The sequence below is a fragment of the Erythrobacter ramosus genome (assembly GCF_009828055.1).
Taxonomy (GTDB): domain Bacteria; phylum Pseudomonadota; class Alphaproteobacteria; order Sphingomonadales; family Sphingomonadaceae; genus Erythrobacter; species Erythrobacter ramosus.
Genome location: NZ_WTYB01000001.1, coordinates 1,247,325 through 1,272,434 on the forward strand (window position 1 = coordinate 1,247,325; position 25,110 = coordinate 1,272,434).

Annotated in this window: 32 protein-coding genes; 20 read left to right on the forward strand and 12 right to left on the reverse strand. The window is 64.2% G+C overall.

From position 1 onward, the window contains the following. Positions 1–21: 21 nt before the first annotated feature. The 8 genes from GRI59_RS06185 to GRI59_RS06220 all read left to right on the forward strand — a co-directional run bounded on the left by GRI59_RS06185 (position 22) and on the right by GRI59_RS06220 (position 7,642). Positions 22–1,005 carry a MipA/OmpV family protein gene (locus GRI59_RS06185; RefSeq protein WP_160760273.1) on the forward strand — a complete coding sequence of 328 codons (984 nt, stop codon included), beginning with the start codon at positions 22–24 and terminating at the stop codon, positions 1,003–1,005. A 130-nt stretch (positions 1,006–1,135) separates the two neighbouring features. Then, a complete protein-coding gene (locus GRI59_RS06190; RefSeq protein ID WP_160760274.1) occupies positions 1,136–2,416 on the forward strand; it encodes a metal-dependent hydrolase family protein in 1,281 nt (426 codons plus the stop codon). Then, positions 2,413–3,018: a DUF2585 domain-containing protein gene (locus GRI59_RS06195; RefSeq protein WP_160760275.1), complete on the forward strand. Its 606-nt coding sequence runs from the start codon at positions 2,413–2,415 to the stop codon at positions 3,016–3,018. Before GRI59_RS06190 ends, GRI59_RS06195 begins: the two co-directional genes overlap by 4 nt. A gap of 88 nt (positions 3,019–3,106) precedes the next feature. Continuing rightward, entirely contained in the window at positions 3,107–3,607 is a 501-nt protein-coding gene (locus tag GRI59_RS06200) for a styrene oxide isomerase (protein WP_160760276.1), read from the forward strand. Beyond that, entirely contained in the window at positions 3,604–4,464 is an 861-nt protein-coding gene (locus GRI59_RS06205; RefSeq protein ID WP_160760277.1) for a metal-dependent hydrolase, read from the forward strand. Before GRI59_RS06200 ends, GRI59_RS06205 begins: the two co-directional genes overlap by 4 nt. 180 nt (positions 4,465–4,644) lie before the next feature. Next, entirely contained in the window at positions 4,645–6,549 is a 1,905-nt protein-coding gene (thiC, locus tag GRI59_RS06210) for a phosphomethylpyrimidine synthase ThiC (RefSeq protein WP_160760278.1), read from the forward strand. Between the two features lie 23 nt (positions 6,550–6,572). Beyond that, positions 6,573–7,139: a DUF3833 family protein gene (locus GRI59_RS06215; protein WP_160760279.1), complete on the forward strand. Its 567-nt coding sequence runs from the start codon at positions 6,573–6,575 to the stop codon at positions 7,137–7,139. Positions 7,140–7,216: 77 nt separating this feature from the next. Continuing rightward, complete coding sequence (locus GRI59_RS06220; RefSeq protein ID WP_160760280.1) at positions 7,217–7,642, forward strand: ion channel; 426 nt, start codon at positions 7,217–7,219, stop codon at positions 7,640–7,642. 17 nt (positions 7,643–7,659) lie between these two features. On the opposite strand, the gene GRI59_RS15920 is transcribed toward GRI59_RS06220, so the two are convergent. Continuing rightward, on the reverse strand, positions 7,660–7,794 hold the full coding sequence (locus GRI59_RS15920) for a hypothetical protein (RefSeq protein ID WP_267886197.1): 135 nt from the start codon (positions 7,792–7,794) through the stop codon (positions 7,660–7,662). A gap of 260 nt (positions 7,795–8,054) precedes the next feature. Here GRI59_RS15920 and GRI59_RS06225 point away from each other — a divergent pair, with 260 nt between their 5' ends. Together GRI59_RS06225 and GRI59_RS06230 are read left to right on the forward strand one after the other, a co-directional pair. Beyond that, positions 8,055–8,579 (forward strand): DarT ssDNA thymidine ADP-ribosyltransferase family protein, encoded by a 525-nt coding sequence (locus GRI59_RS06225; protein ID WP_160760281.1) that lies wholly within the window; start codon positions 8,055–8,057, stop codon positions 8,577–8,579. After that, positions 8,580–9,272, forward strand: a complete 693-nt coding sequence (locus GRI59_RS06230; RefSeq protein ID WP_160760282.1) for a DarT1-associated NADAR antitoxin family protein — start codon at positions 8,580–8,582, stop codon at positions 9,270–9,272. Between the two features lie 49 nt (positions 9,273–9,321). On the opposite strand, the gene GRI59_RS06235 is transcribed toward GRI59_RS06230, so the two are convergent. Continuing rightward, on the reverse strand, positions 9,322–9,774 hold the full coding sequence (locus GRI59_RS06235; RefSeq protein ID WP_160760283.1) for a YaiI/YqxD family protein: 453 nt from the start codon (positions 9,772–9,774) through the stop codon (positions 9,322–9,324). Between the two features lie 87 nt (positions 9,775–9,861). Here GRI59_RS06235 and GRI59_RS06240 point away from each other — a divergent pair, with 87 nt between their 5' ends. The 4 genes from GRI59_RS06240 (at position 9,862) to GRI59_RS06255 (ending at position 11,980) form a co-directional block, all read left to right on the forward strand. Further along, positions 9,862–10,464, forward strand: a complete 603-nt coding sequence (locus GRI59_RS06240; protein WP_160760284.1) for a hypothetical protein — start codon at positions 9,862–9,864, stop codon at positions 10,462–10,464. Positions 10,465–11,028: 564 nt separating this feature from the next. Beyond that, positions 11,029–11,238: a cold-shock protein gene (locus tag GRI59_RS06245; protein WP_160760285.1), complete on the forward strand. Its 210-nt coding sequence runs from the start codon at positions 11,029–11,031 to the stop codon at positions 11,236–11,238. An 86-nt stretch (positions 11,239–11,324) separates the two neighbouring features. Continuing rightward, on the forward strand, positions 11,325–11,537 hold the full coding sequence (locus GRI59_RS06250) for a hypothetical protein (protein ID WP_160760286.1): 213 nt from the start codon (positions 11,325–11,327) through the stop codon (positions 11,535–11,537). An 89-nt stretch (positions 11,538–11,626) separates the two neighbouring features. Further along, positions 11,627–11,980, forward strand: a complete 354-nt coding sequence (locus GRI59_RS06255; RefSeq protein WP_237440675.1) for an HPF/RaiA family ribosome-associated protein — start codon at positions 11,627–11,629, stop codon at positions 11,978–11,980. A 30-nt stretch (positions 11,981–12,010) separates the two neighbouring features. On the opposite strand, the gene GRI59_RS06260 is transcribed toward GRI59_RS06255, so the two are convergent. Both GRI59_RS06260 and GRI59_RS06265 read right to left on the reverse strand, forming a co-directional pair. Next, positions 12,011–13,234 carry a hypothetical protein gene (locus tag GRI59_RS06260; protein WP_160760287.1) on the reverse strand — a complete coding sequence of 408 codons (1,224 nt, stop codon included), beginning with the start codon at positions 13,232–13,234 and terminating at the stop codon, positions 12,011–12,013. A 74-nt stretch (positions 13,235–13,308) separates the two neighbouring features. Continuing rightward, the gene (locus GRI59_RS06265) at positions 13,309–14,544 is read right to left on the reverse strand and encodes an FAD-binding domain-containing protein (protein WP_160760288.1); all 1,236 of its coding nucleotides are present in this window, start codon (positions 14,542–14,544) and stop codon (positions 13,309–13,311) included. Positions 14,545–14,741: 197 nt separating this feature from the next. Between GRI59_RS06265 and GRI59_RS06270 the strand changes: the two genes are divergently transcribed. From GRI59_RS06270 to GRI59_RS06280, 3 genes are all read left to right on the forward strand, one after another. Further along, complete coding sequence (locus tag GRI59_RS06270) at positions 14,742–15,311, forward strand: fasciclin domain-containing protein (RefSeq protein ID WP_160760289.1); 570 nt, start codon at positions 14,742–14,744, stop codon at positions 15,309–15,311. A 110-nt stretch (positions 15,312–15,421) separates the two neighbouring features. Continuing rightward, positions 15,422–15,856 (forward strand): COG3650 family protein, encoded by a 435-nt coding sequence (locus GRI59_RS06275; RefSeq protein ID WP_160760290.1) that lies wholly within the window; start codon positions 15,422–15,424, stop codon positions 15,854–15,856. Between the two features lie 29 nt (positions 15,857–15,885). Then, on the forward strand, positions 15,886–16,293 hold the full coding sequence (locus GRI59_RS06280; RefSeq protein ID WP_160760291.1) for a GFA family protein: 408 nt from the start codon (positions 15,886–15,888) through the stop codon (positions 16,291–16,293). A gap of 7 nt (positions 16,294–16,300) precedes the next feature. Here GRI59_RS06280 and GRI59_RS06285 read toward each other — a convergent pair whose 3' ends face one another. Further along, positions 16,301–17,776, reverse strand: coding sequence for a S41 family peptidase (locus tag GRI59_RS06285; RefSeq protein WP_160760292.1), 1,476 nt, complete (start codon positions 17,774–17,776; stop codon positions 16,301–16,303). 231 nt (positions 17,777–18,007) lie between these two features. Here GRI59_RS06285 and GRI59_RS06290 point away from each other — a divergent pair, with 231 nt between their 5' ends. Both GRI59_RS06290 and GRI59_RS06295 read left to right on the forward strand, forming a co-directional pair. Next, positions 18,008–18,595 carry a YbhB/YbcL family Raf kinase inhibitor-like protein gene (locus GRI59_RS06290; protein ID WP_160760293.1) on the forward strand — a complete coding sequence of 196 codons (588 nt, stop codon included), beginning with the start codon at positions 18,008–18,010 and terminating at the stop codon, positions 18,593–18,595. 31 nt (positions 18,596–18,626) lie between these two features. Then, a complete protein-coding gene (locus GRI59_RS06295) occupies positions 18,627–18,878 on the forward strand; it encodes an SWIB/MDM2 domain-containing protein (RefSeq protein ID WP_160760294.1) in 252 nt (83 codons plus the stop codon). 135 nt (positions 18,879–19,013) lie between these two features. Here the strand turns inward: GRI59_RS06295 and GRI59_RS06300 are convergent, their stop codons facing one another. Together GRI59_RS06300 and GRI59_RS06305 are read right to left on the reverse strand one after the other, a co-directional pair. Then, the gene (locus GRI59_RS06300) at positions 19,014–19,424 is read right to left on the reverse strand and encodes a DoxX family protein (protein ID WP_183363500.1); all 411 of its coding nucleotides are present in this window, start codon (positions 19,422–19,424) and stop codon (positions 19,014–19,016) included. Beyond that, positions 19,421–19,864 carry a cupin domain-containing protein gene (locus GRI59_RS06305; RefSeq protein WP_160760295.1) on the reverse strand — a complete coding sequence of 148 codons (444 nt, stop codon included), beginning with the start codon at positions 19,862–19,864 and terminating at the stop codon, positions 19,421–19,423. Before GRI59_RS06305 ends, GRI59_RS06300 begins: the two co-directional genes overlap by 4 nt. Before the next feature lie 64 nt (positions 19,865–19,928). Between GRI59_RS06305 and GRI59_RS06310 the strand changes: the two genes are divergently transcribed. After that, entirely contained in the window at positions 19,929–21,224 is a 1,296-nt protein-coding gene (locus GRI59_RS06310; RefSeq protein ID WP_160760296.1) for a dipeptidase, read from the forward strand. Here GRI59_RS06310 and GRI59_RS06315 read toward each other — a convergent pair whose 3' ends face one another. The 5 genes from GRI59_RS06315 to GRI59_RS06335 all read right to left on the reverse strand — a co-directional run bounded on the left by GRI59_RS06315 (position 21,225) and on the right by GRI59_RS06335 (position 24,989). Then, positions 21,225–21,386 (reverse strand): hypothetical protein, encoded by a 162-nt coding sequence (locus GRI59_RS06315; protein WP_160760297.1) that lies wholly within the window; start codon positions 21,384–21,386, stop codon positions 21,225–21,227. A gap of 83 nt (positions 21,387–21,469) precedes the next feature. Beyond that, complete coding sequence (locus GRI59_RS06320; protein ID WP_183363499.1) at positions 21,470–21,727, reverse strand: hypothetical protein; 258 nt, start codon at positions 21,725–21,727, stop codon at positions 21,470–21,472. Positions 21,728–21,820: 93 nt separating this feature from the next. Next, entirely contained in the window at positions 21,821–22,657 is an 837-nt protein-coding gene (gene dapD, locus GRI59_RS06325) for a 2,3,4,5-tetrahydropyridine-2,6-dicarboxylate N-succinyltransferase (protein ID WP_160760298.1), read from the reverse strand. A 173-nt stretch (positions 22,658–22,830) separates the two neighbouring features. After that, positions 22,831–23,901: a phosphotransferase family protein gene (locus tag GRI59_RS06330; protein WP_160760299.1), complete on the reverse strand. Its 1,071-nt coding sequence runs from the start codon at positions 23,899–23,901 to the stop codon at positions 22,831–22,833. Further along, entirely contained in the window at positions 23,901–24,989 is a 1,089-nt protein-coding gene (locus GRI59_RS06335; RefSeq protein ID WP_160760300.1) for a zinc-binding dehydrogenase, read from the reverse strand. Before GRI59_RS06335 ends, GRI59_RS06330 begins: the two co-directional genes overlap by 1 nt. Positions 24,990–25,110: the final 121 nt, after the last annotated feature.

The following is a 25,110-nucleotide window of genomic DNA, read 5'->3' on the forward strand; positions in this document are numbered from 1 at the left end:
GCTAATAAGGATCGCAACCCCATGACGCTTCGCTCCGCTTTCGGCCCCTTCGGGCCTGCCGTTTCTGTGGCCGCCTTCTGCGCGATCTTTGGCGCTGCGCCCGCTTTTGCCGCCGAAGCCGAGGCTGACGGAGAGGCGGCTGTCGCCGAAGCCGCAACGGAGGCCGAGCCTGTCGCCGTCCAGACCGCCCAACCAGCCCCGCCTGCCGGTGCGCCGCCGTTTTCGTTCAGCAAGCCGGTGTTTGATGAAACCTGGGCGACCATCGGCCTCGGCGTCGGCATGGTGCCGAGTTATGCGGGTTCTGATGATTACATCGCCTTCCCGCTGCCGCTGATCGTGGGCCGGGTCGGCGGGGTGGGGATCAGCCCCAATGGCCCGGGCTTTGTGCTCGATGTCAATTCGCCCGAGCCCGCCTTCGGCCCGCGCAAGGGCGCACGTTTCGCCTTTGGCCCGGCGTTCCGGTTCCGCAATGATCGCAACAACCGCATCAGCGACGACGTGGTCGCCCGCGCTGGCAAGCTCGATGCGGCGCTGGAAGTGGGCGGCAATGTCGCCGTGGCCCTGCCCAATGTGTTCAAGACCTTCGATCAACTGAGTTTCGGCGTGCAGGCGCGCTGGGACGTGCTGGGCGCGCATGACGGCATGATCGTTGAACCGCAGATCACCTACCGCGCGTCGGTGGGGCGCAGCTTTGCGCTGCAAGTGCAAGCGAGCGCCGAGTTCGTCGATGACAGCTTTGCCGATTACTACTTCACCGTCAGCCCCGGACAGGCGCTGGCCACCGGCCTGCCGCAGTTCCGCGCGGATGGCGGGCTGAACCGGATCGGCACGGTCGCGATCCTGACCTATGACTTGGACGGCAAGCCATTGAGCGGCGGGTGGGCGATCACCGGGGTCGGCGGCATGTCGCGCCTGCTGGGCGACAGCGCCGACACGCCGTTCACTGCGCAGCGCGGCGATGCCAACCAGTTCATCATCGGGCTGGGGATGGCCTACACCTTCTGAGACCTGTCCCCGCCTGCCCGCGCCCAAGTGCATAGTCTGATCAGTCGCGATTTTCACCGCTGCGCTTGCCTTGGCGGCGCGGGCGGGCCATCAACCGGCCGGGCCATGTGAGGCAAGGGGAGAGACAATCATGCAGGCATTCCGCAACCGGTTGATGGCGGGGCTGACGCTCGCCGGTACGCTGATGGCAGCGCCGCTCGCGGCCGAGACCGTCGCGATCCGCGCAGGCGCGGTGATCACCGATGCCGCTGCGGAGCCGACCGGGGCTGCGACCATTCTCGTCACCGATGGCAGGATCGTGTCGATCACTTCCGGCCACGGTGCCGTGACTGCCGACCGCGAGATTGACCTCAAGACCAAGACTGTGCTGCCCGGCCTGATCGACCTCCACACCCACCTGACCGGCGATCCGGGCGGCGATTTCTGGAAGGAAGCGACCGAGCCTGACGAATGGGGCGTCGTAGTCGGTGCCAAGAACGCGCGCGTGACCGCACTGGCAGGCTTCACCACCGTGCGCGAAGCGGGCAGTGGGCGCGATACCGCCTTCTCCCTGCGGCGCGGGACAGCCGAGGGTCTGGTGCCGGGTCCGCGCATTGTTGCGGCTGGCCCGGCGCTGGCGATCATCGGCGGGCACGGCGACGTCAACGGCTTCCGCTCCGAGGTGAACGAGTTGCTCGATTCGGGCTTCACCTGCACCGGCGCGGTCGAATGCGCGGCGAAAGTGCGGCTCGCCAGCCAGAACGGCGCGGACGTGATCAAGATCACCGCGACAGGCGGCGTGCTATCGCAGCAAGGGCGCGGGCTCGAAGCCCACTTCACCCCCGCCGAAATGAAGGCGATTGCCGACACCGCGCACTCGCTCGGCCTCAAGGTCATGGCCCACGCCCACGGCGCGCGCGGCATCCAGCAGGCCGCCGAGGCCGGAATCGATTCGATTGAGCACGGCACCTATCTCGACGAAGCCGCGGCCAAGGCGATGAAGGCCAACGGCACCGTGCTGGTACCGACCCTGATGGCGCTGGAAGGCGTTTCTGAAGGGCTGGGCAAGGGCGTCTATACCCCCGTGGTCGAAGACAAGATCCGTGCGGTGCAACCGCTGATGGCCAGCCTCGTCAGCCGCGCGCGGCAGTACGGCGTCACCGTTGCCTTCGGCACCGATGCGGGCGTGTACCAGCACGGCCGCAATGGCGAGGAACTCGGCCTGATGAAGAAGCAGGGCATGAGCGACCGCGAAGTGCTCGCCAGCGCGACCACCGTCGCGGCCAAGGTGCTCGGAATGGACAGCCAGATCGGCAAGCTCGCTCCGGGCTATTCGGCGGATATCATCGCGGTCGACGGTAACCCGCTGGCCGATGTCACCGTGCTGGAGGAAGTCGACTTCGTGATGGTCCGGGGGCGCGTGATCGAATGAGCGGTTACGGCGCGCTCATCCCGAACCGCCGCACGGTCATCGTCTCGCTGGCCATTGCGGCTGTCACCATCGTCATCCTGCTCGCCATGGGCCGCGCGCCGATTTGCGAGTGTGGCTACGTCAAGCTGTGGCACGGGCAGATCAATGATAGCGGCAACAGCCAGCATATCGCCGACTGGTACACCCCCAGCCACATCATCCACGGGATGATCTTCTACGCCTTCGGTTGGTGGATGTTCGTCCGCAAGGGCTGGGGCGGGGCTGAGGCCTTCCGCTGGGGCCTGCCGCTTGCGGTGCTACTCGAAGCGGCATGGGAAGTGCTGGAGAACACCCCGATGGTGATCAACCGCTTCCGTTCGGTCACCGCCAACTTTGGTTACTCAGGCGATAGCGTGCTCAATTCGGGCGCCGACCTGTTGTGGATGAGCTTCGGCTTCTGGCTGGCGCTGCGTCTGCCGGTCAAGGTGACCGTGGCGCTAGCGATCATCGGTGAGCTGGTGGCGGGCTACGTCGTGCGCGATAATCTGACCTTCAATGTCATCATGCTGGTCTATCCGATCGAAGCGATTGCCGAATGGCAGGCGGCAGGCGGCGTGGCCTGACGCCGCACTGGCAAGGCTCCTCCATCTGGCCTATGCCCTGTTGCCAAGAGCCCGGCGCATAGCGACCGGGCCAAGGGGGGAGGGGCATATGCTGACCGAGCGCAGGCGTGGTCTGCTGGTATTCAACGGGATCGGGCTGATCGCCTTCGCAGTGCTGTCGGGCTGGCTGTATTTCTTCTTCACGCTGGGCGCGATTGATCTGTGGCCGTTCGTCACCGATGTCCCCGCCGCCATCCCCGGCGACCGGCGGGCGTGGAACATGGCCCATCTTGAAGGCATCACCAACGGCACGATGCTGATCGCAATTGGCGCGGGTGGTGCTTATATCCGGCTGGGGGAGCGCGCGCAGGCCATGCTGTTCTGGGCAGCGCTGGCGTTCGGTTGGATGTTTACTTTGCCCGCCATCGCCAATGCCCTGTTCGGCACACGCGGGCTGGAGTTCGGCGGCGGGCCATTCCCCGGCGATGTGACGATCAACAACATCATCTTCCTCGCCGGATGGCCCGCGATGATCGGGGTGCATCTGGCGGTTGCTTTGCTGCTGTGGGGCGCATGGCAGCATCACCGCCACGCCGGAAGCCGCGCATGAGCGCCCATCCCGAGATTATCGTGCGCCGCATCCCCTTTGCTTTCGACGAGGGCATCGATCCGGTCTGGCATCCCGATCGGCCCGAATGGAGCCACATGGTCAACGGCGCCTCGCTCGCCATGCCCTATCTCGAACCCTTCCTGATCAAGACCGTGACGGAAGGCCTGAAACAGGTGCAAGACCCGGCGCTGAAGGCCGATGTCCACGCCTTCATTGGGCAAGAGGGAATCCATTTCCAGAGCCACCGCCGCTACAATGAGATACTGAAGCGCCATTACCCCGAACTGGCGGGGGTCGAAGCTGAAATGGAGGCCGATTACCGCGCTTTCCAGAAGCGCAGCCTTAAGTGGCGGCTAGCTTATACCGCCGGGTTCGAGACGATGACGATGGGGATCACAGAATGGCTGATCCGCAGCCGCAGCCAGCTTTTCGCGGGCTCCGACAGTGCGATTGCCTCGCTCATTCTCTGGCACATGGTCGAGGAGACCGAGCACAAGAATGTCGCCTGGGATCTCTACAACTACCTCTATGGCGACTGGCGCGGGCGGGCGTGGGGGCTGGTCTGCGGGACGGTGCATGTCGCGCTGTCGAGCCGCAAGGGATATGCCGCGATGCTGAAGCGCGATGGGTTGTGGCGCAGGCCGCTCAGCCGGGTCAGGCTGTGGGCAATGGTGGCGCGCTTCCTCGTCCATTGCTCGCCCGCGATGCTGCGGTCGCTGTCGCCCGGATACCACCCTTCAAGGGTGCGCGATCCGGCGTGGGTGGCGCATTGGGCCAGCGCCTATGCAGGGTTGCCCGACGGCAGCATCCCGTCGCTCGACACTGCCGATCCTGAGATACCGGCGCGTTTTGCGTGAGGCTGGACTCGGCCTTGGCCTTGTCCTAATCCTGCGTCATCCCCGGGGAGCCGCTTGGCTGAGAGGGGCGGTTAGCACCGTCCGACCCGTCGAACCTGAACCGATTAGCATCGGCGGAGGGAGTGGGCTGGTCGCTGTGCCATAGGTCCGCTTGTCCTCCGTCTTGGAGAGAGAACGATTATGGCCGACATCAACAGCCCCGTCGAAATTGGCGTTACCACCGGGCCGATCCGTGGCAGCCGCAAGATTTACGTTGGCGCGCGCACCGGCTCCGGCATCCGCGTCGCCATGCGCGAGATCGACCTTGAGGGCGGCGAGCCGAGCGTGCGGGTTTACGACACCTCCGGCCCGTACACCGACCCCGATGCCCATATCGACATCAACGCAGGCCTGCCGCAGTTGCGTCGTGACTGGATCATGGCCCGCGGCGATGTCGAGGCTTATGACGGCCGCGAGATCAAGCCAGAGGATAACGGCCAGCTTGGCCCGGATCGCTCCGGCGGCGTCCCGCAGTTCCCCAATGCGGTGAAGCGCCCCTTGCGCGCCAAGGCGGGCATGAACGTCAGCCAGATGCACTATGCCCGCAAAGGCATCATCACGCCGGAAATGGAATATGTCGCCGAGCGCGAGAACCTCGGCCGCGAAATCGCGGCTGACATGGTGCGCGACGGGCAGAGCTGGGGCGCGCAAATCCCGACCATCATCACGCCCGAATTCGTGCGCGACGAAATCGCCCGGGGCCGCGCGATCATCCCCAACAACATCAACCACCCCGAAAGCGAGCCGATGGCGATCGGGCGCAACTTCCTCGTCAAGATCAACGCCAATATCGGCAACTCCGCTGTGGCCTCGAACGTCGCAAGCGAAGTCGACAAGATGGTGTGGGCGACCCGCTGGGGCGCGGACACGATCATGGACCTCTCCACGGGCCGCAACATCCACGACACCCGCGAATGGATCATCCGCAACGCCGCCGTGCCGGTCGGCACCGTGCCGATCTATCAGGCTTTGGAGAAGGTCGGCGGCGTGGCCGAGGAACTGACGTGGGAGATCTTCCGCGACACGCTGATCGAGCAGGCCGAACAGGGCGTCGACTACTTCACGATCCATGCCGGCGTGCGTCTCGCCTACGTCCCGATGGCGGCCAAGCGCGTCACCGGGATCGTCAGCCGCGGCGGCAGCATCATGGCCAAGTGGTGCCTCGCCCACCACAAGGAAAGCTTCCTCTACGAACACTTTGACGAGATCACCGAGATCATGAAGGCCTATGACATCGCCTACAGCCTCGGCGATGGCCTGCGCCCCGGCAGCATCGCCGACGCCAATGACGAAGCGCAGTTCTCCGAACTCTATACCCTTGGCGAACTCACCCACCGCGCCTGGGCGCAGGATGTGCAGGTGATGATCGAAGGTCCCGGCCACGTGCCGATGCACAAGATCAAGGAGAACATGGAAAAGCAGCTGCAAGTGTGCGGCGAGGCGCCGTTCTACACCTTGGGCCCGCTCGTCACCGATATTGCGCCGGGATATGACCACATCACCAGCGGCATCGGCGCGGCGCAGATCGGGTGGTATGGCACCGCGATGCTCTGCTACGTCACGCCCAAGGAGCACCTCGGTCTGCCCGACCGTGACGATGTGAAGGTCGGCGTGATTACTTACAAGCTGGCAGCCCATGCGGCGGACTTGGCCAAGGGGCACCCGGCCTCGCAGGTGCGCGACAATGCGCTCTCCAAGGCCCGCTTCGAGTTCCGCTGGCGCGACCAGTTCAACCTCAGCCTCGATCCCGAAACCGCCGAGCAGTACCACGACCAGACGCTGCCGGCGGAAGGCGCCAAGTCGGCGCATTTCTGCTCGATGTGCGGGCCGAAGTTCTGCTCGATGCAGATCAGCCAAGACGTCCGCGACTTCGCCGCCAAGCAGAACAGCAGCCCCGAAAGCTTCCTCGCCTCCGAAAAGCTGGGCGCGGATACGGCCGAGGCCAGCCGTCAGGCAGCGCTGAAGGGCATGGAGGAAATGAGCCGCCGCTATAACGAAGGCGGCCGCGAGCTATACGTCGGCGCGGGCGGGCGCGAGCACGATTGAGGGACTGACAAGGGGCAGGGATCATGCGCCACGCTCGTCTGAGCATTGCGGCGGCGCTGGCAAGCGCAGGGCTGCTCGCGGCCTGCGTCTCAGCCCCGCAGCTCTCGGCCCCTGTCATGCGTGCCGAGGCGCCGCGCTTCGATCCCTTCACCTTCTTCGCAGGCACCAGCGCGGGCACAGGGACGATGTCCAAGGTCGGCTCCGGCCCCATCCCGGTCCGGGTGACCAGCAGCGGTCGGATCGAAGTGGAGGTGCGCCCCGAGTCCGCTTGGGCCGCCCCGCCGCGCCGGGTGCTGGTGCTCGATCAGATGGTGCACGAGGGCGACAAGCCCGCACGCAAGCGCCAGTGGCGCATCCACGAGGTCGCCCCGGGCCGCTATGAAGGCTCACTGACGGGAGCGATCAGTCCGATCGCAGGCCGCGCCGAGGGCAACTTGCTGGTGCTCGAATTCACCATCAAGGATGGTTTCCGGGTGCGGCAAGAGTTGACGCTGTCCGCCGACGGCCGCCGCGCGGCCAACGTGATGACGGTCAGCCAGCTCGGGATCAAGGTCGCGGTGCTGGCCGAGGATATCCGCAAGACCCCCTGAACCCTGAGCAGACGCGCGCACGCCGTCGCACGAGCGCCCTCTGGCCTAACCCATCAGCGCACGGCATAAGCCTTGTCATGCTGGTGCAGTTTGCCGTTTCCACCACGATGCTTGTGTTGTGCGTCTTCATCCACGGAGCGGGGCTGTTCAGCCTCAGCCGGGCGCTGCGCAGCGAGCGCACAGCAGAGCGGCTGCGCCACATCGACCCGCTCTCCCCACGCGGCGCGGTGTTCACGCTGGGAATCGTGCTGGCGATTTTCGCGCTTCACGGGATCGAGATCTGGGCGTTCACGGCGCTCTATCTCGTCACCGGCGCGGTCGACACGCTCGCCGAAGCGCTCTATTTCTCGACCATCAGCTATACCACGGTCGGGTTTCACGACGACTATGTCGACCCCGCCTGGAACCTGCTCGGCCCGTTCGAGAGCATTCTCGGCATTATTCTTATCGGCTGGTCGACCGCGTTTTTCTTTCGCGTGTTGGGCCGGATCGACCCACACTAGGTCTGCGCGATCCCGCCTCAGGAGTTCTTCATGTTCTCCAGACCCTTGATCCCGCCGGGCTTGGTGCTGGGCTGGCTGGCGTTGAGCTTCGGCCCCTTGTCCGCCTTGGGCTTACGCGCTTCGCGGCTCTTCTTCTGTTGGCCCTTGGCCATAGGATGTTCCGATCAGAGGGCGATATGCCCGAGCGCGGAGCGTGGGCCTGATGGGGGGAGGTGTCAATGTGGGGGGTGGAGCGAGGTGGACTGGCCGCTGTCCGCCACTCTGTTCAGGCCTGCTCCCGCATCTAGCAAACCTCACGCGATATATCCTCTCACCAAGAATTGTCATCCAAGGCTAAACACAAAATGTTCTCGCAACGAAAATCTCGTGCTATCAGCATGTTGCGTCTAAGATTGTCGACGGGGAGGCACATATGGAGAATGCGATAAAGCTACGCGACATTATGTTGGCGAAAGGATGGGTTTTCTATCATTTCACTGATGAAACCAATCTCCCCTCAATCCAGAATCACGGATTGCTCTCTATGCATGAAATGCGTCGGCTCGGGATTGGAATGGTGCCTGGCGGAAACGAGTGGAGTTTGGACGCCGATAAACGGAGTGGGATGGATCGCTACGTGCATTTGTGCTTCTTTGAGGAGCACCCGATGGAGTATATAACGAAAAAGGAAGGGCGCATTAGCCGCACTCGCTTTTTGCGCATCGATCCAAACGTTTTGACGATCGAGGGGGCGCTCATAACGAAAGAGGTTGCGAATAAGGCGGGGGTCCAGCCAAGGCCTGCGAGCGAGATGGTCGAGGAGCTTGATTTGAAGGTCATATATACCCGGACTGACTGGAAGGACCCGAAGGTACAAGTTCGTCTGAGAGAAGCTCGGAAGAATGAGCTGCTTGTGCCGGCCCATATTCCAACTGAACTCATCAGAAATTTGAGGTAAATGGCAAAGCGACCCATCTTTGTGCCTATGCTGGACGGCAAGCGGCTGGTGCTTGAGAGGTATGTCGATTTTCAGTGGCATTCTGGTTTTGCGAAGTCGCAAAAGCAAAAAAGCATAAGATCCCTCCATGAGATGGCTCTTCTGGAGTACGGCGTTAAGAACCCGCTTGAAGTATCGTCAAAGTCGGAGGATCCTCTCGGCGTAGCACTTTCTTCGTTCAATCTGAAATTTGTTACCAAAAAAGGTCGAATTCTTACAGTGGAATCTGCCTTTCAAGGAAGTAAAGTCTTTGAACTAGGTGGGCCATTTTTGGATATATTCGACTTTTCTCCCATCGATGCAAAGAGAGATGCGCGACTAAAATCGCATGGTCAACTTACTAAGTTCTCGTTTTTCGGGGTTGATTGGGACCTTGAGCCAAAAACTGCATTCTACGATTGGCTATACATCAATGCACTGATAAAAAATGAGAACCTGATCGCAATGGTTATCAGCCGTGACGGCTTTACAGACATTGAGTTTAATCCTGAAAAATCAATTAACTGCCAAGCAAGATCGGCGGCACTTTTCTGCGCGTTGTATCACACTGATCGTCTTGATTTTGTTCTGCAAAGTCGGGAAAACTTCATAAGCATGTATGCTGGACGAGTGTCGGACCCACATAAACCAGAGCAAGTAAGGTTTCTTGTCTGATCTTAATTCACACTTTCGCGACTGTTTCATCCAAATCGACTTCCCCCCATCACCCCATCCCCACCAGCACCCGATCCAACGCCTGCAAAAACCGCGAGCGATCCGTCTTGCTGAACGGCGCAGGCCCACCCCCAACCCCGTCCATCCCGGCGCGCAAATCCGCCATGATCGCGCGGGTTGCGATTGCGCCGCCGATGCTGGCGGCGGTGAATTCCTCGCCATTGTGTTTCAGCACCCGCGCGCCGGCTTTCAGGCAGCGCTCGGCGAGCAGGATGTCGGCGGTCACCACCACCGAGCGCGCATCCGCCGCCTCGGCAATCCAGTCGTCCGCCGCGTCGAAGCTGTCGCTCACCACCACGCGCTTCACCCGCGGGCTATCGGGAATGCGAAATGGGGCGTTGCTGACCACGCGCACCTCGGCGCGGAAGCGCAGGGCGACGCGGTAGATCTCGTCCTTCACCGGGCAGGCGTCGGCGTCGATCAGAATGGTGACGGGTGACATGGGGCGGCTCTAGCCGAGCGGGCCGGGCGCGGACAATGGCAACGCGCGCTCTTTCCTACTCCCAGATCGCGCGGCATCCTCCGGCCCATGACGCACGCTCGCACCCCCGCTTCGCCCCTCGCGCTCGCCCCGATCCGCCACGATGGCTGGACCACGCAGCGTCAGGTCACCTTCCTTGATGCGCTCGCCGCCTCGCATTCCGTGTCCGAGGCGGCGCGGGCGGTGGGGATGAGCCGGCAATCGGCCTATGCCTTGCGCGCGCGGTTGAAGGGGGAGCCATTCGATCTCGCCTGGACGGCGGCGTTCCGCTGCCGCTTCGATGCGCTGGCTGAAGCCGCGCTCGACCGGGCGATCAACGGGGTTGAGGTGCAGCATTTCTACAATGGCGAGCTGATCGGCACCACGCGGCGCTATGATGAACGGCTGACGCTGGCGCTGCTGGCGATGCGCGGGACGGGCGGGGCGCGGCGCACCTCGGCCTCGCATCCGGCGGCGGAATATGGGCCGGAGGATTTCGGCCCGCTGCGCGAACGGGTCGAGCAGGGCCCGGAAACCTGGGACGAGCAGCTGGAGGAGGAGCGCGAGGCGCTCTACGCCGAATATGACGCCGCCGAAGCCGCGCGCCGCGCGGAGGAGGGCGGGGAAGGGGACGATGACGCGGAAGATTGGGCGGATGGGGTGCGCCGGTGATCGGTCGGGATGCTGCTGCCCCCCCCCCCCCCCCGACATGGCGAAGTGTCAACTTCGCTTTTGGGGTTTATATAATTGAATTACATGATAAAAATGGCTGAAACGGCGCTTGACACCCTGTCAACTTTGTCAACTTTCCTGATTGCGACCGCGCCTCCGCGCGGTCGTCCTCGGTGCGTTTCGATCCCTGCGGGATCGAGCACCTGCGGGCGGCCAGTCGGCCTTGCGGTCCGTCCGTTGGCGGACCGAGGCAGCGCGGGCCGATCCGATTCGATCTGGCAGGGCAAGGGCGCGGCGCTGCGCCTCTCCGCGTCTCTCTTTCCTCTGCGGCCTCTGCGTGAACCCACCTTCCCTTTCCCCCGATTAGGCAAACCGCCGCTTGTGTGCTACACAGCCCCCGCTGACGTCGAAATTTGCGACGGACTTCGAAATTTGCGCTCCGCCGCTTGGCCCTTTGGCCCCCGGCGTAAACCAGACGACGACTTCCTTTCATGTGACGATACGACGCACTAACCGTTCGGCCCTTTGCCGTGCGGAATACATTGTTCTTGAAAGGAACACTCCATGAGCAAGACCGGAACCGTAAAGTTCTTCAACACCGACAAGGGCTATGGCTTCATTCAGCCCGACGATGGCTCGTCGGACAGCTTCGTCCACATCACTGCCGTGCAGGCCGCTGGCATGCACAGCCTTGAAAAGGATCAGCGTCTGAGCTTCGATCTCGAGCGCGGCCGTAACGGCAAGGAAAGCGCCGTGAATCTGGCTGCTGCCTAATTTGAATACCCGGCGGCAGGGCGCTTCGCGCGTCCTGCCTGCCACCTCAGATTCCCGCCTACCCCCTCCCATGGCAGGAGCGCCTGATGGCCCAGACCTACGAATTCTACTGCGAACGTGCCGATGAAGCCGCTGCCCTTGCTGGCAAGGCCACGCTGGACAACGTGCGTGAGCGCGAATTGCGTTCGGAAAAGACCTGGCGCGGCCTCGCCGAGCAGGCCCGCAAGACCGCGGAAGAGCGCGTCAAGGCTGACCGCGTCCGTGCTGAAAAGCGCGCGGCTGATCATCTCCTGTCCTGAACATCTCGCCTGATTCCGCTGGAAAGCCGGATCAGCGCGCCCCATATTCTTCTTGGGCAACAGGACACTGAACCCAAGGAGAGACAGCCATGACCACCATGCAGTTCCAGTTCAACACCGACAGCTCGGTGATGGGCACGCAGGACGTCGCCCATCGGATTGAGGCGCAGGTGCGCAAGCGGCTGGAACGCTTCGCTGACAGGCTGACGCGGATCGAGGTCCATGTCTCGGACGTCAACGGGCGCAAACATGGCGCGGATGACAAGCATTGCACCATCGAAGCGCGTCCGCGCGGCAGTCGCCCGATCGGCGTGACCGGCAAGGCGTCCGATGTCGACGCGGCAGCCCGGATCGCGGCCAACACGATGGCGGAACGGCTGGAACGCGTGCTCGGCAAGGCGCAGCGGCACCGCCACGATCCCTCACCTGATAAGACGATCTGACCCTGCGCATGTGCGGGCGCAGGCGAGGGGTTATCCCTCCTTGCGCCCGAACACCCTTGATCGCAGCCCACGTCCGGTCAGTCCGGGAAGTCCCGGCTGACTGGGCGTCGGCGCAATCACCCGCGTGGGCGTCGGCGGTGACGGCTCCGGTGCGGGAGGAGCATCGCCTTCGCCCGCTTTGCGCACTTCAAAGCGGCCACCGATCCCCTCGGCCAGCTTGCGCTTCTCGAACCACTCATTGGCGAGCGCCATGCGCTCGTCTTGTCCCTCCGGCATGATGTCGACCGGGAAGGCGCGGTCATCGAAAGCATTGGCGTCGGGCACGTGTTCGGCCGCGACGAAGCCGTATTCGAGGTGCTTCAACGGCACCAGTTCGTAGAACGGCACATCGGCAGGCTCGGGCGCGGCATAGCCGATATTCGCGCCCGCATTATGGTGCAGGACGCGATAGGACAGGCTGCGGTCCTCGGGTCCGAAGGTGTCGCCATCGGGAATGACATAGCCGTTCGGCATGGTCGCGACCCGCAGGAAGGCGAAGATCGTCTCGAGATTCGCGGCCCAGGGCAGGACGTTGGGCTGGACGATAATCTCGCGCCCCAGCCAGTGGCGAGCGCCGAAGGTACGGATGCCGACCCGCGCGCTCTCACCCGGCGCGGCGGTCGGGCCGAACAGGAACGGGTGGATGTGGAGCGGCCCCGGCGCGTCATTGCCCGCCGCAATCCGATCAAACAGCTCGCCGCTGAGCAACGTGTCGGACTGCGTCCAGTGCACCGCTAGCGGCATCGCATGATCAATCGCGATCCGGGTCATCAGTGCCAGGAGGGCAAGCCGCCGCTCGAATTGCGGCTGGCTCGCACCTGACCGCTCGCGGCCGATCGCTTCGAACATGGCGGCAATCTCGGGGTTCTCCTCGACGCCGCCCATCACACCGTGCGAGACTTCGAGCAGGATGTGGCTGTCGCAGCGCGTGATCCGCTCGCGAATGTCGGGGGTGACGATGCCGGTGTAGAACGAGGACAGCGCCGGCTGGAACACCTGCGCATTGGCGGGGCGGTCGACATATTCGAAGGTCACCATCAGCTCATCGGTGGCATCGAACAGGCGGTAGAACAGGCCCGGATTGTTCTCCGACAGATGGAAGCTGACGCTCGACCGCATCCCCTCGATCCGCACGAAATCGCGCATGATCGCTTCCAGATCGTGGACTCGCCGGTCGAACAGTAACGCGGCTTGCAGGCGGTTGGGATAGAGCATGGCGCGTGGAGGCCCCGGCATGGACAAAGATCGCCAGACCCTATCCCTGCAAGGTTAATTCCGCGTTGAAGCCGCTACGCGCCGCCGGTGATCCCGCATTCGGCAAGCACCCCGTCAATCGCCTTGGCCACACCGAAGAACCCGGCCTTGGCATGGGGCCAAGTCGCGCGGTCGAGATTGCCAAGGATGGTCACGACCCGGCCTTGCGCGGCCAGCGGCGCGATGTCGGACATTAGCGCGTCGCGGGTCCAGCCGGTGGGGAGGTAGGGGACCGCGATGCGCGACACACCGGTTTCGTCGAGCAGCGCCGCCAGCGACTCGCCCGCGCGCCATTCGGTCGCGGGGCAGCCGAAGGCGGTGGCGGCTTCGGCCATGCCGCCTGCCACCGCGCCATTGGCAAAGCCCGACGCGACCGCGCCAACGGCGCCGGGCGAGCGCGCTGTGGGACGCGCCGCGGCGACCACCATCGCAGGCGCTGTGGGCAGGGCGAGCGGGGCATGATGCGCCGCCTCGTCATGCAGCAGCAGCGCGAAGGGCTCGGCAAGGTCGCCCGCGCTGACGAGAGCGGGCAGATCGAGCTTTTGCCGCCCGTAGTCCTGCGGTTCGGACAGCGGTTCGGCATCCTCGGCCAGCCCATCCGCTCTCAGCGCGCCGCCCGGCCGACCGCTGGTGTAGCGCGCGATATTGTCCGCCCGCGCCAAGTAGTGCTTGCCCTTGGTGTGCAGCCCCGCGACCCAGCGCCACGACAGCGTGTTCGACGCCGCATCGCCATCCATCAGGTGCCGCAGGAAGAAATCCGCGCCCAGCCGCCAATTGAGCTTCAGCGTGAAGATCCAGATGCTCGCAAACCACATCCGCGCGTGATTGTGGAGGTAGCCGGTCTCGGCCAACTCCTGCGCCCAGGCATCGAAAGCCTCGATCCCGGTGCGGCCTTCCGTCGCCTCGGCATAGGCTCTTTGCAGCCCTGCATTGCGCGCCATTGCGGCAAGAGCGCCATCGCGGCCCGTGCAATAATCGTCCCAGATCGCCGGGCGCTGTTCGAGGTAGCCCTTGAAGTAGATCCGCCAGAACACCTCGGCGATGAACTTTTCAGCCGCGCGCGGGCTATGCTGGCCGAGGACCGCTTCCAGCACTTCGGGTTCGCCAATCACCCCGGCGTGCAACCAAGGCGACAATTCGCTGACATTGCTGCGGCCGCCGCTCGCGGGACCATCATCGGCATTGCGGGTTTCAGCGTAGCGGCGACCGGCGGCGGGAAGGAACTGGGCGAGGCGGGCAAGGGCGGCCGCGCGGGTGGAGTTTGGGGTCATCGAGGGGGCAACCCGGTGATCCGGTCATGGTTCCGGACGAGCGGAGCCTGAACACCCCAGAGGGTGGAACATCCGCACCATCGCAGGACTCGTACCTCTATCAGGCCGCGTCGCTTTGGCGCCGCGCCTGCTTGCCTCGGATCCCCTCCTGCATCCGGGCTACCCCCGGCCTTTTGGCCCATATTGAGGAATGCCTTATGAAGATCATCAATGTCACGCTCGCTTCGGTTGCCGCGCTCGCGCTGGTCGCTTGCGCCAGCGAAACCCCTGCGGAAGACACCGCCGCCGATACGACCGCGGTTGCCGATGAAGCCACCGGTGCCGGCACGATTGTCGAAGTGGCGCAGGGCGATGACGCCTTCTCGACGCTGGTGACCGCCGTGACCGCAGCCGATCTTGGCACAACCCTGTCGGGTGCCGGGCCGTTCACCGTCTTCGCCCCGACCAATGACGCCTTCGCCAAGCTGCCCGCCGGCACCGTCGAAAAGCTGACGACCGACGACAAGGAAACGCTGAAGTCGATCCTGACCTATCACGTCGTCCCGGGCACGGTGGATGCGGCTACGCTGACCAATGCGATCACGCAGGCGGGCGATGAAGGCTACTCCATCACCACTGTCCAGGGCGCTACGCTGAATGCCAAGGTCGTCGATGGCGGCGTGGTGCTGACCGATGCGGCCGGCAACACCGCCAAGGTCACTGCGACCGACGTGGCGGCGTCCAACGGCGTGATCCACGTGATCGATACCGTGCTGATGCCGAAGTAAGCTGACCGCTGACATCGCAGCCTGAAAGGGGCGGGCACCGTGCAAACGGCGCCCGCCCTTTGCTTGTGCTCCCGGTGCGGTTTAAGCTTCCCTGCGAAAGGAGCCCTTCCATGCTCACCACCCATCCCCGCGCCGCGCTTTACCTGCTGTTCGCTGCCGCAGCCGCCTGCACGCCTGCCGCTGACGGGATCGACCCCAAGGGCAAGACCTTCGATGCCGTCGCGCCGGAGGAAGCTGTGACCCTCACCGGGACCGAGCCGTTCTGGACTCTTGCTATCGCAGCAGGCGAGGGCGTCTGGACTACGCCCGAGAATCAGCCCGGCACGCGGTTTGCTGTGAAACGCTTCGCCGGAAACAACGGACTCGGCTTTTCCGGTGAGCTGGACAGCAAGCCGCTCACCGCCACACTCACGCCGGGCGAGTGCAGCGACGGGATGAGCGACCGCCGGTTCCCCTTCGTTGCCACTATCGCTTTGGGCGGGGAGACATTCGAGGGCTGCGGCTATACCACCAGTCAGCCATTCACCGGCGACGAAGCGCCCTGAAGGCGCGCAAACAGGGGGAGAGACACGCCATGACTATGACTGGAGGCTGCCTGTGCGGCGCGGTGCGCTACACCTGCGAAAGCGATCCGCTGCTCTGCGTGACCTGCCATTGCAAGAACTGCCAGCGGCAGGCGGGCAGCGCGCTTTCGGTGATCGTCGGCGTGCCTGAGGCCGCTGTGCAGTTCGAAGGCGAGCTCACCACCTACAACGACACCGGCGATAGCGGCGCGACCGTGCGGCGACAGTTCTGCGGCACCTGCGGTTCGCCCGTCTTCACCCGGGTCGAGACCCCGCCAGGTATGATGTTCATCAAGGCCGGGACGCTGGACGATACCAGCATCCTCAAGCCCGCCTTCCACTGTTATGCCAAGAGCAAGCAGGACTGGGTCGATCTGGGCGAAATCCCCAGCTTCGAAACCGTGCCCCAAGGGCTCTAAGCTGCCTTTAGTATAGCCCCGGCAATTCGCGCTGCGCGGCGTTGGGCCGCTGCGGCTGGAGCATCTCGCGTTCGGGCAGACCCAAGCCCTGACGGGCGCTCTGTCCCTGTTGGAGCCCGCTGGTCGTGGCACTGGACGTGATCGGGGTGCAGGCCCGCCCGCCGAGGAAATCGAGCGCAGCTGCGATCGAGGCTTCACGCGGGTCACCCAAGGGGCGGGTGATATCGTCCCCCGCGCGGCAGGTATTGGGCATCACGCTGGCAAGGCCGCTAAAATACTCGCCCTGACTATTGGCGTTGACCGTGCGGAAGGTCACCGCCCGCACTCTGAGGTCGCAGGCCGCCAGATCAAACCCGAACTGACCGACCGGCTTGCCGAAGGAATTGGTCCCCACCAGCGCCGAGTTGTTGCCAAGGTAGGGGATCAGCGAATTGGCGACGATCTCGCTCGCCGAAGCGCTCGCCCCGGTGGTGATGATCGCAATCCGGGTGGGCGCGATGGCGTTGGCTTCGGCGCGGAAGGCGCGGGTCACGTTCTCGGCAGCCTTGGAGGGGCGCAGTATGGTGCGGCTCCACACCTGCCCAACGCGTCCGCCTCCCATCAGATCGCCCATCTTGTCCGCCACATCGACCAACCCGCCGCCATTGTAACGGAAGTCGATGATCAGCTCGGTCACGCCCTGCGCGGCGAACTGGCCGTAAGCGGCGCGCAGCTGGTTGGACGCGTCGGCGATAATGAAGGTGCGCAGGTTGAGATAGCCAACCCGTTTGCCCCCGTCGTTCAGTATCACCGCGCCATAACGGTCCGACACTGGATCGAGCGAGAAGTCGGCCTTGGTGATGCTGCGCTCGATCACCGCGCCATCGGGTTGGGTGAAGCGCAGCACGCGGGTGGTGCCCTGCGTGGACGGGCCGAGCGCATTGGCAACGCCTTGCGCGCCGCCGCTGGCGAACAGGCTGGAGACGCTTTGCAGGTTGGCGCTGCTGGTGCCAATCGCGGTAATTTCGGAACCGCGGTCAAGCCCGGCGGCAAGCCCGCTGGCGCCTTCATAGGATTCGACCACGAACAGGCGTCGTGCGGCCGTGTCATAGGACAGGCGGATGCCGAAGCCGGCGGAGGAGCCGGAATTGATCAGCGCGTTCTCTTCGGCGATGGAGGTCGCAAAGGTGAAGAAGCGGTCACGATTCTGCGCGCGTGCTGGGGCCACGCGGGCGTCGAGATAATCATCGAGATTGTTGAAAGACGCGGGATCGGCGGACGCGAGCAGGTCGGGGAACAGGTACCATTCGTTGAGTACCTGATCGGCAAAGTCCTGCTGCGCGCGCAGGCCGCAGGCCGATGGCGTGGGCGTGGGGGAAGGTGATGGGGTGGGCGTACCGCCGCCCCCACCACCGGTCGCAGGTGGGGATGATGATCCGCCGCCGCCGCAGGCGACCAGACTGACGGAAAGCAGAAGACTAAGAGCGGTGCGACCGAACGTCATAAGACTTTGCAACTCCACAAGGAAATTCGGACCGAGGGGGTCGGCCCGACGCGCAAAGGATGCATTGGCGCGGCCCCAAGAGCAAGAACCACCTGCGCAAAAAAGCGTCAACTTGGGAAAAAGCGTGACCTTTTTGCCTGCATTCGCACGGTTTTCCTCAGAAACCGGCTTGCGAAGTCTCGTATCGCGCATCCGAACCGACTAGCACGAGGGCAAGGAACTGACAGAATCATGACGGAATTTCCCGCCTGGCTCGCACCCCATGTGCCCGCATCTGCGCGTCATCCCGGCCTCGCCATCGCGAAGCTGGGTTCAGCGCAGGCTTTCGCGCGCGGCGGGTTTGCGCTGACCAGCCCCGCCTTTGGCGCGGGCGAGCCGCTCGACCCGAGCTTCACCGCGACCGAGGAAGACGCCGTCGCCCCGCCACTGGAATGGAGCGCGCCGCCGCCCGGTTCGCAGGAACTGGTGCTGGTGGTCGAAGAAGCGTCAACCAGCAATGCGGAACCGGCCTGCCACTGGCTGGTGTGGGGGCTGAAAGGCCAGCGCGGCAAGCTGCTCGAAGGCGAAACGCCGCCGCGCACTGGCAAGAACGCCGTCGGCAATTCCGAATGGCTGCTGCCCGACCCGCCCGAAGGCGAGACGCGCCAATACCTGTTTCAACTGTTCGCGACCGACCTGCCGCTGGTGCTGATGCCCGGCGCAGGACGAGCGGAACTGCTTGCATCGCTGCAAGGGACGATTACGGCCTGCGCAGTGCTCCATGCCACCTTTACCGGCGGCGGGGACGATGATGCAGGCTGGGATGATGATGATATCTGACTAACCTGCCACTTACATAAGGGAGTAGACGATGGCTGGATCGACCAACGCATTGCAGAAGCCGGTGACGCTTTCGGGTGAACTGGAAGCCGTGATCGGCAAGGGCCCGATGACCCGCGCCCAAGTGACCTCGAAGGTGTGGGAATACATCAAGGCAAACAGCCTGCAGGACACCACTGACAAGCGTCAGATCAATCCCGACGCCAAGCTTGGCGCCGTGATCGGCAAGGACCAGATCTCGATGTTCAAGATGACCGCTGCGGTCTCGAAGCATCTGAGCTAAACGGCGCGGCGCCCTTGCGGCGTCTTGCCTCTGGCACACATCAGCGGCGCGCGATCCGATAGGGTCCGCGCCGCTTTTGCGTGTCAGCGCCTTCGGCCCGCTCGGCGAGCAGGGTGAGGATTGCGTCCTCGGGCGTCACGCGCCGGGAGGCATGGGGCGGCGGCGCAGGGGCCAGCATTCGCCCACCCAAAGCGCGAGCCAGATGATCACCGGCTGCGCGAACATCCGCGGCACGTGATAGCCAAGGCCGAGCCCGCCATCGGCGCGGGCCATATCCATTGCGAAGTGATTGATGTTGGCGGGCCACACGCACAGCGCATAGAGCGCCAGCCCCCATCCCGCCGCCTGCCGCAGTTTGAGCGAGAACGGCTGCACCAACCCGATCGCGCCGAGGATTTCGGCTACGCCGGTCAGCAGCACCACCGCCTCGGGTGCGGGCACCCAAGCCGGGGTGATGGTGAGGAACGGCGCGGGATTGATGATATGGATCACGCCCGCAAAGGCGTAGACCGCGGCTAGCAGCCAGCGGATGCCCAGCTTGATCAAGCGCCCGGCTCCCAGCCCGGTGCCGCCAGCGTGAAGCCGGCAAAGTCAAACCCCGGCACCACCACGCAGGAGACGAGGCTATAGCCGAAGCGCGGCTCGCCATAGGAGCGCGCCGCTTGCCACTCACCCGGCGCGACGAGGCCCTGCAATTGCTGACCCGCGCCGACATCACTGCCGAGGATCACCGAAAGCACCGGCCCCGCATCATCAGCGGCGAGGCGCAGTTCGAGCGGATCGCCCGCCTGCCACAGCCACATCTCAGCGGCATCGACCGTGTGCCAGTGCGAGGCCTCGCCAGCGCGCAGCAGGAAGATGATAGCGGTGCCCCTGGCGCGCCCGTCCGACCCCGGCTCGCCGCGCCACGTTTCGCTATACCACCCACCTTCCGGATGAGCGGTTAGGCCCAATTGTTCGATCAGTCCTGCCGCGCTATCACTCATGCCGATACCCTTGCCTGCCCCCAGTCCCGGTGGTGCAGGCGCTCTAGCTTCGGGAGCCTGCCCCATGCAACTTTTCGCGCCTTCTCGCCTCGCCCTTGCGGCTGCGTTCCTGCTGGCAAGCCCGCTCGTAGCGCAGGAGGCTCCGGTCGATCCTGCGACCGCCACGGCCAACGCCGCGCTTGAGGTCGCACCGATCTTCGACGGGCATAATGACGTGCCCAACCAGCTGCGCGCGCGGGTGGCGAATCAAATCAACGCCTTCGACTTCGAAGACACCACGCACACCGGCGAAGCGCATCCGCAGGGCGCCGTGATGCAGACCGATCTCGCGCGCCTCCGCCAAGGCAAGGTCGGCGCGCAGTTCTGGTCGGTCTATGTCCCCTCCAACCCGGACGAGCCCGAAGCGGTGCAGGAGGTGATCGAGCAGATCGACGTCACCAAGCGCCTGATCGCGCGCTATCCCGATGCCTTGCGCTTCGCGACCACCGCCGATCAGGTCGAACGCGCGATGGCTGACGGCAAGGTCGCCTCGTTGCTGGGGATGGAAGGCGGCCACTCGATCGGATCGAGCCTTGGCGTGCTGCGCCAGCTGCACGCGCTGGGCGCGCGCTACATGACGCTCACCCACAACAGCAACACGCCCTGGGCCGATGCCGGCACCGACAATCCGGTGCATGGGGGCCTCAGCGCGTTCGGCATGGACGTGGTGCGCGAGATGAACCGGCTCGGGATGCTGGTTGATCTCAGCCATGTCAGCGAGGCGACGATGATGGACGCGCTGGATGTGGCGAAGGCCCCGGTGATCTTCAGCCACTCTGGCGCGCGGGCGGTGAACGGCCATCCGCGCAATGTGCCAGATAGCGTGCTCGCGAGGCTGCCGGAGAATGGCGGAATCGTCATGGTGGTGGCGCTGCCCGGCTTCCTCAACGAGGCACGCCGCCAGTGGTTCGCCAAGCGTTCGGCCGAGGAAGCGCGATTGAAGGCGCTGTTCCAGGGTCAGCCCGAGACGGTGACAACGACGATGGCCGCATGGGACAAGGCCAACCCTGAACCCGCCACTACCATCAAGCATATGGCCGACCATATCGACCACATCCGCAAGGTGGCGGGTGTCGAATCGATCGGGATCGGCGGCGATTTTGACGGGATGCCGTCCGGCCCGGTCGGGTTCGAGGACGTGCGCGGTTATCCGCTGCTGTTCGCCGAACTGGCGAAGCGCGGTTATTCGCAGGCAGAGCTGGAGATGATCGCCAGCCGCAACGCTCTGCGCGTGATGCGCGCCGCTGAAGCCTATGCCGCGCAGGTGGCGAGCGAGCCGCCGATCGAAACCCTGATCAACCCGCCTGCCAAGCCCGAATGATCAATGCGCTATGCGGGCGAGTGCGGGGATGATCCAGACCAGACTCATCGCGATCACCGCAAAGCCGAGGCTGAAGCCTAGTACATAGCGCAGGCCGGTGTTGGTGACGGCACCGCGTGCGGCTTCGTCATTGATGCGGATGCCTTCATTTGGATCGGCCATCGTTGCTCTCCCCGTTTGTGTTGACGTTACGGAAACATCTTCCGTAACGTCAATCAAGTCAAGCGGGGGCAAATGGTTCCCGGTCAGTCCGCGTTGGGGTTGACCGGGTCATTGTCGGTGGCCGCATTCTGGCGCTGCTCGGCCTCGGCTTCCACGCGCCCCGTGGCTGTGCCTTGGCTCTCGACATTGTCCTGCGTCAAAGCGCCGGTCACCCAGATGACCGTCAGAGCAATGATGGCCAGGCTGAGGCTGATGAGTAGCACCCAGCGCACCACGCCTTCATTGCTGCCGCCCTTGGCGTCGGTTTCGTCAATCCGGTTGTCGCGGTCGTGCTGCGGCATGGGGTATCTCCTGCATGATGTGTAGGAGAGCACTACCGCATGGGACGCCCGATTGTTTCATCGCAGCCGGGCCGCAATGCCCGCCCATCGCGATCAATCGCGTAGCAATTCGTTGATCCCGGTCTTGGAGCGGGTCTGCGCGTCGACCGTCTTGACGATGACCGCGCAGTAGAGGCTCGGCCCCATCGTGCCATCGGGCAAGGGCTTGCCGGGCATCGAACCGGGGACGACCACCGCATAGGGCGGGACGCTGCCCATATGGACTTCTCCGGTCGCGCGGTCGACGATCTTGGTCGACGCGCCGAGATAGACGCCCATCGACAGCACCGCGCCTTCGCCCACACGCACGCCTTCGGCCACTTCAGCCCGGGCACCGATGAAGGCGTTGTCGCCGATGATTACGGGTTCGGCCTGAAGCGGTTCGAGCACGCCGCCGATCCCCGCGCCGCCCGAAATGTGCACATTCGCGCCGATCTGCGCGCAGGAGCCGACGGTCGCCCAGGTGTCGATCATGGTGTTCTCGCCAACATAGGCACCGATGTTGACGAAGCTCGGCATCAGCACGACGCCCTTGGAGATATGCGCGCCGCGACGGACGACGGCGCCCGGCACCACGCGGAAACCGGCATCGCGGAAGCGGTTCTCGCCCCAACCGGCGAACTTCAATGGCACCTTGTCGAACGCCGCTTCGCCTGCTGCGCCGCCTTCCATCACCCGGTTGTCGTTGAGCCGGAAGCTGAGCAGCACCGCTTTCTTGAGCCACTGGTTGACCTGCCAGCCGCCGGTGCCATCGGGCTGAGCCACGCGCGCTTCGCCGCTGTCGAGCAGGGCCAGCGCATCGGCGACCGCATTGCGCACCTCATGGCCCGGCGTGATGTCGGCGCGGTTTTCCCAAGCGGCTTCGATGGCGGCGATCAGGCTATCGGTCATGCGAGTTCTCCAGAAACACTTCCATCCCCGTTCGTCCTGAGCTTGTCGAAGGACAGTCCTTCTTCGGGAACGGAGCAGGAAGTGAAGTGCAGCCCTTCGACAAGCTCAGGGCGAACGGACGTTGGTCGGAAATCGGGCGACCGCTTAGCCTTCGCGCAGGTCGGCGGCAAGCGTTACGCAGGCATTCCCGCGGCCAGCGCGAACTCGTAAGCCCGCTCTGCCAGCGGCCGCACCCGTTCGCTCATCGCTTGAGCATGGGACGAGGACGCTGTGCCGTCGATTACGCGCTTCTTGATGCCCTGCATGATCCCGGCGAGGCGGAACAGGTTATAGGCAAAATACCAGTCCATCGGCGGCACGGGGAAGCCGGTGCGCGCGACGTAGCGTTCGACTGCTTCCTCTTGCGAGGGAATGCCGAGCGCTTCGATATCCAGCCCCAGCAGCCCTGCGCGGCCATCGGCCGGATTGTGCCAGTTGAGCATCAGGTAGCTGAAGTCGGCAATCGGATCGCCCAGCGTCGACAGCTCCCAATCGAGCACCGCGATGATGCGCGGCTCGGTCTTGTGGAAGATCACGTTGTCGAGCCGGTAATCGCCATGCACCACGCTTGAGCCATGCTGCGGCGGAATGGTCTGCGGCAGCCATTCGATCAGCCGCTCCATTTCCGGCATCAGTTCGGTTTCGGACAGCTTGTACTGCTTGGTCCAGCGGGCGATCTGGCGCGCGCAGTAATCGGTCGGCTTGCCGTAATCGCCCATCCCGATGCGGTCGGGCTGATTGAGGTGCAGGTCGGCCATGGTGTCGATCAGCGCGTGATAGAGCGCGCGGCGTTCGTCCGGCTCCATACCGGGGAGCGCGCCGTTCCACAGGCTGCGGCCATCGGCCATGCTCATCACGAAGAACTTCGATCCGATAACCTCGGGGTCTTCGCATAGGCCATAGGTGCGCGGCACCGGGAAGCCGGTCGGGAACAGCCCGGTCATCGCCGCATATTCGCGGTCGACCGCGTGGGCGCTGGGGAGCAGCTTGCCGAAGGGCTGGCGGCGCAGCACGTAGGAGGCACCGGGCGTGTCGATCCGGTAGGTCGGGTTCGACTGGCCGCCCTTGAACTTGGTGTAGCTGATCGGGCCTTCGAAGCCTTCGACATGGGCGTCGAACCAAGCGGTCAGTGCGGCAAGGTCGAGCTGGTCCTTCTCGGTCACTTCGACCGTGCCGACCATCTCTGTGTCGTAGTCAATATCCATCAGTCGAACACCACCACGGTGCGCGCGGAGTGCCCGGCGCGCATGGTATTGAAGCCTTCGTTCACCTGATCGAGCGTGATGCGCTCGGCGATGATCGTGTCGAGATCGAGCAGGCCCCGGAGGTAGAAATCCACCAGACGCGGCAGGTCGACGGGGAAGTGGTTCATCCCCATCAAGGCGCCCATCAGCTTCTTCCCGCCGAGCAGGTCAAACGCCGAAAGTCCGACTTTGCAGTCCAGCGGCATCATACCGAGGATCACGGCGGTGCCGCCGCGCTTCAATGCGGCGACCGCGAGATCGGCCGAAGCCTGACGGCCCACCGCCTCTATCCCCCAATCGACCCCGCCGCCCGAGATCGCGATGATCTGCTTGGCGGCATCTGGCGCGAGGGCATCGACGGTGTGGGTAGCGCCCAGCACTTGCGCGAGCTCGCGCTTTTCCGGCAGCGGATCGGCGGCAATGATCTTGCTTGCCCCGGCGATTTTCGCAGCGTTGATGACCGCAAGGCCCACCCCGCCGCAGCCGACCACCAGCACGGTTTCACCCGGCGTGACCTTGCAGGCGTTGAAGATCGTTCCCGCACCGGTCGTCACCGCGCAGCCGAGCAGGGCGGCACGGTCGAACGGCATATCCTTGTCGATGGAAACGCAGGCGTGTTCGTGGATCAGCATCTGTTCGGACAGGGCCGAGAGGTTGAGCATCTGGTTGACCGGCGAGCCATCGGCAAAGGCGATGCGCGAGGAATCGCCCTTGGCGCGGCGGGTGTCTCCGCCAAGGCATAGCGCCATGCGGCCCGTGACGCAGAATTCGCAGTGACCGCAGAAGGCCGAGAGGCAGGAAACAACGTGGTCGCCGGGCTTCACCGTGCGCACTTCGGAGCCGACTGCGCGGACGATCCCCGCTGCCTCATGCCCCGGAATGGCGGGCAGGGCGTGGGGGTAATGCCCATCGATGAAATGCAGATCCGAATGGCACAACCCGCAGGCCTTGGTGTCGATCAACACCTCATGCGGACCGGGCTCGGCATAGGTCACTTCGGCGATGCGAAGGCCTTCGCCTGGTGCTTCAAGAATGGCGGCTTTTGCCACAAGCAAACTCCGTTCGCCCTGAGCCTGTCGAAGGGCCGTTCTTCCTTCGTAGCTCAGGTTGAAAAAGAAAAACGGTGCTTCGACAAGCTCAGCACGAACGGCAGTTTTAACGTGGTCTCAG

What these genes read in the sequence shown, in the direction of transcription:
- GRI59_RS06220 (WP_160760280.1), top strand. Translation starts at nt 7,217, where the DNA reads ATGCTGGTGCAGTTTGCCGTTTCCACCACGATGCTTGTGTTGTGCGTC.
- GRI59_RS06265 (WP_160760288.1), bottom strand. Translation starts at nt 14,544, where the DNA reads ATGACCCCAAACTCCACCCGCGCGGCCGCCCTTGCCCGCCTCGCCCAG.
- GRI59_RS06235 (WP_160760283.1), bottom strand. Translation starts at nt 9,774, where the DNA reads ATGTCACCCGTCACCATTCTGATCGACGCCGACGCCTGCCCGGTGAAG.
- thiC (WP_160760278.1), top strand. Translation starts at nt 4,645, where the DNA reads ATGGCCGACATCAACAGCCCCGTCGAAATTGGCGTTACCACCGGGCCG.
- GRI59_RS06245 (WP_160760285.1), top strand. Translation starts at nt 11,029, where the DNA reads ATGAGCAAGACCGGAACCGTAAAGTTCTTCAACACCGACAAGGGCTAT.
- GRI59_RS06330 (WP_160760299.1), bottom strand. Translation starts at nt 23,901, where the DNA reads ATGGATATTGACTACGACACAGAGATGGTCGGCACGGTCGAAGTGACC.
- GRI59_RS06200 (WP_160760276.1), top strand. Translation starts at nt 3,107, where the DNA reads ATGCTGACCGAGCGCAGGCGTGGTCTGCTGGTATTCAACGGGATCGGG.
- GRI59_RS06275 (WP_160760290.1), top strand. Translation starts at nt 15,422, where the DNA reads ATGCTCACCACCCATCCCCGCGCCGCGCTTTACCTGCTGTTCGCTGCC.
- GRI59_RS06225 (WP_160760281.1), top strand. Translation starts at nt 8,055, where the DNA reads ATGGAGAATGCGATAAAGCTACGCGACATTATGTTGGCGAAAGGATGG.
- GRI59_RS06295 (WP_160760294.1), top strand. Translation starts at nt 18,627, where the DNA reads ATGGCTGGATCGACCAACGCATTGCAGAAGCCGGTGACGCTTTCGGGT.
- GRI59_RS06320 (WP_183363499.1), bottom strand. Translation starts at nt 21,727, where the DNA reads ATGCCGCAGCACGACCGCGACAACCGGATTGACGAAACCGACGCCAAG.
- GRI59_RS06255 (WP_237440675.1), top strand. Translation starts at nt 11,627, where the DNA reads ATGACCACCATGCAGTTCCAGTTCAACACCGACAGCTCGGTGATGGGC.
- GRI59_RS06185 (WP_160760273.1), top strand. Translation starts at nt 22, where the DNA reads ATGACGCTTCGCTCCGCTTTCGGCCCCTTCGGGCCTGCCGTTTCTGTG.
- GRI59_RS06190 (WP_160760274.1), top strand. Translation starts at nt 1,136, where the DNA reads ATGCAGGCATTCCGCAACCGGTTGATGGCGGGGCTGACGCTCGCCGGT.
- GRI59_RS06195 (WP_160760275.1), top strand. Translation starts at nt 2,413, where the DNA reads ATGAGCGGTTACGGCGCGCTCATCCCGAACCGCCGCACGGTCATCGTC.
- dapD (WP_160760298.1), bottom strand. Translation starts at nt 22,657, where the DNA reads ATGACCGATAGCCTGATCGCCGCCATCGAAGCCGCTTGGGAAAACCGC.
- GRI59_RS15920 (WP_267886197.1), bottom strand. Translation starts at nt 7,794, where the DNA reads ATGGCCAAGGGCCAACAGAAGAAGAGCCGCGAAGCGCGTAAGCCCAAG.
- GRI59_RS06290 (WP_160760293.1), top strand. Translation starts at nt 18,008, where the DNA reads ATGACGGAATTTCCCGCCTGGCTCGCACCCCATGTGCCCGCATCTGCG.
- GRI59_RS06205 (WP_160760277.1), top strand. Translation starts at nt 3,604, where the DNA reads ATGAGCGCCCATCCCGAGATTATCGTGCGCCGCATCCCCTTTGCTTTC.
- GRI59_RS06260 (WP_160760287.1), bottom strand. Translation starts at nt 13,234, where the DNA reads ATGCTCTATCCCAACCGCCTGCAAGCCGCGTTACTGTTCGACCGGCGA.
- GRI59_RS06215 (WP_160760279.1), top strand. Translation starts at nt 6,573, where the DNA reads ATGCGCCACGCTCGTCTGAGCATTGCGGCGGCGCTGGCAAGCGCAGGG.
- GRI59_RS06240 (WP_160760284.1), top strand. Translation starts at nt 9,862, where the DNA reads ATGACGCACGCTCGCACCCCCGCTTCGCCCCTCGCGCTCGCCCCGATC.
- GRI59_RS06315 (WP_160760297.1), bottom strand. Translation starts at nt 21,386, where the DNA reads ATGGCCGATCCAAATGAAGGCATCCGCATCAATGACGAAGCCGCACGC.
- GRI59_RS06285 (WP_160760292.1), bottom strand. Translation starts at nt 17,776, where the DNA reads ATGACGTTCGGTCGCACCGCTCTTAGTCTTCTGCTTTCCGTCAGTCTG.
- GRI59_RS06230 (WP_160760282.1), top strand. Translation starts at nt 8,580, where the DNA reads ATGGCAAAGCGACCCATCTTTGTGCCTATGCTGGACGGCAAGCGGCTG.
- GRI59_RS06270 (WP_160760289.1), top strand. Translation starts at nt 14,742, where the DNA reads ATGAAGATCATCAATGTCACGCTCGCTTCGGTTGCCGCGCTCGCGCTG.
- GRI59_RS06305 (WP_160760295.1), bottom strand. Translation starts at nt 19,864, where the DNA reads ATGAGTGATAGCGCGGCAGGACTGATCGAACAATTGGGCCTAACCGCT.
- GRI59_RS06310 (WP_160760296.1), top strand. Translation starts at nt 19,929, where the DNA reads ATGCAACTTTTCGCGCCTTCTCGCCTCGCCCTTGCGGCTGCGTTCCTG.
- GRI59_RS06250 (WP_160760286.1), top strand. Translation starts at nt 11,325, where the DNA reads ATGGCCCAGACCTACGAATTCTACTGCGAACGTGCCGATGAAGCCGCT.
- GRI59_RS06280 (WP_160760291.1), top strand. Translation starts at nt 15,886, where the DNA reads ATGACTATGACTGGAGGCTGCCTGTGCGGCGCGGTGCGCTACACCTGC.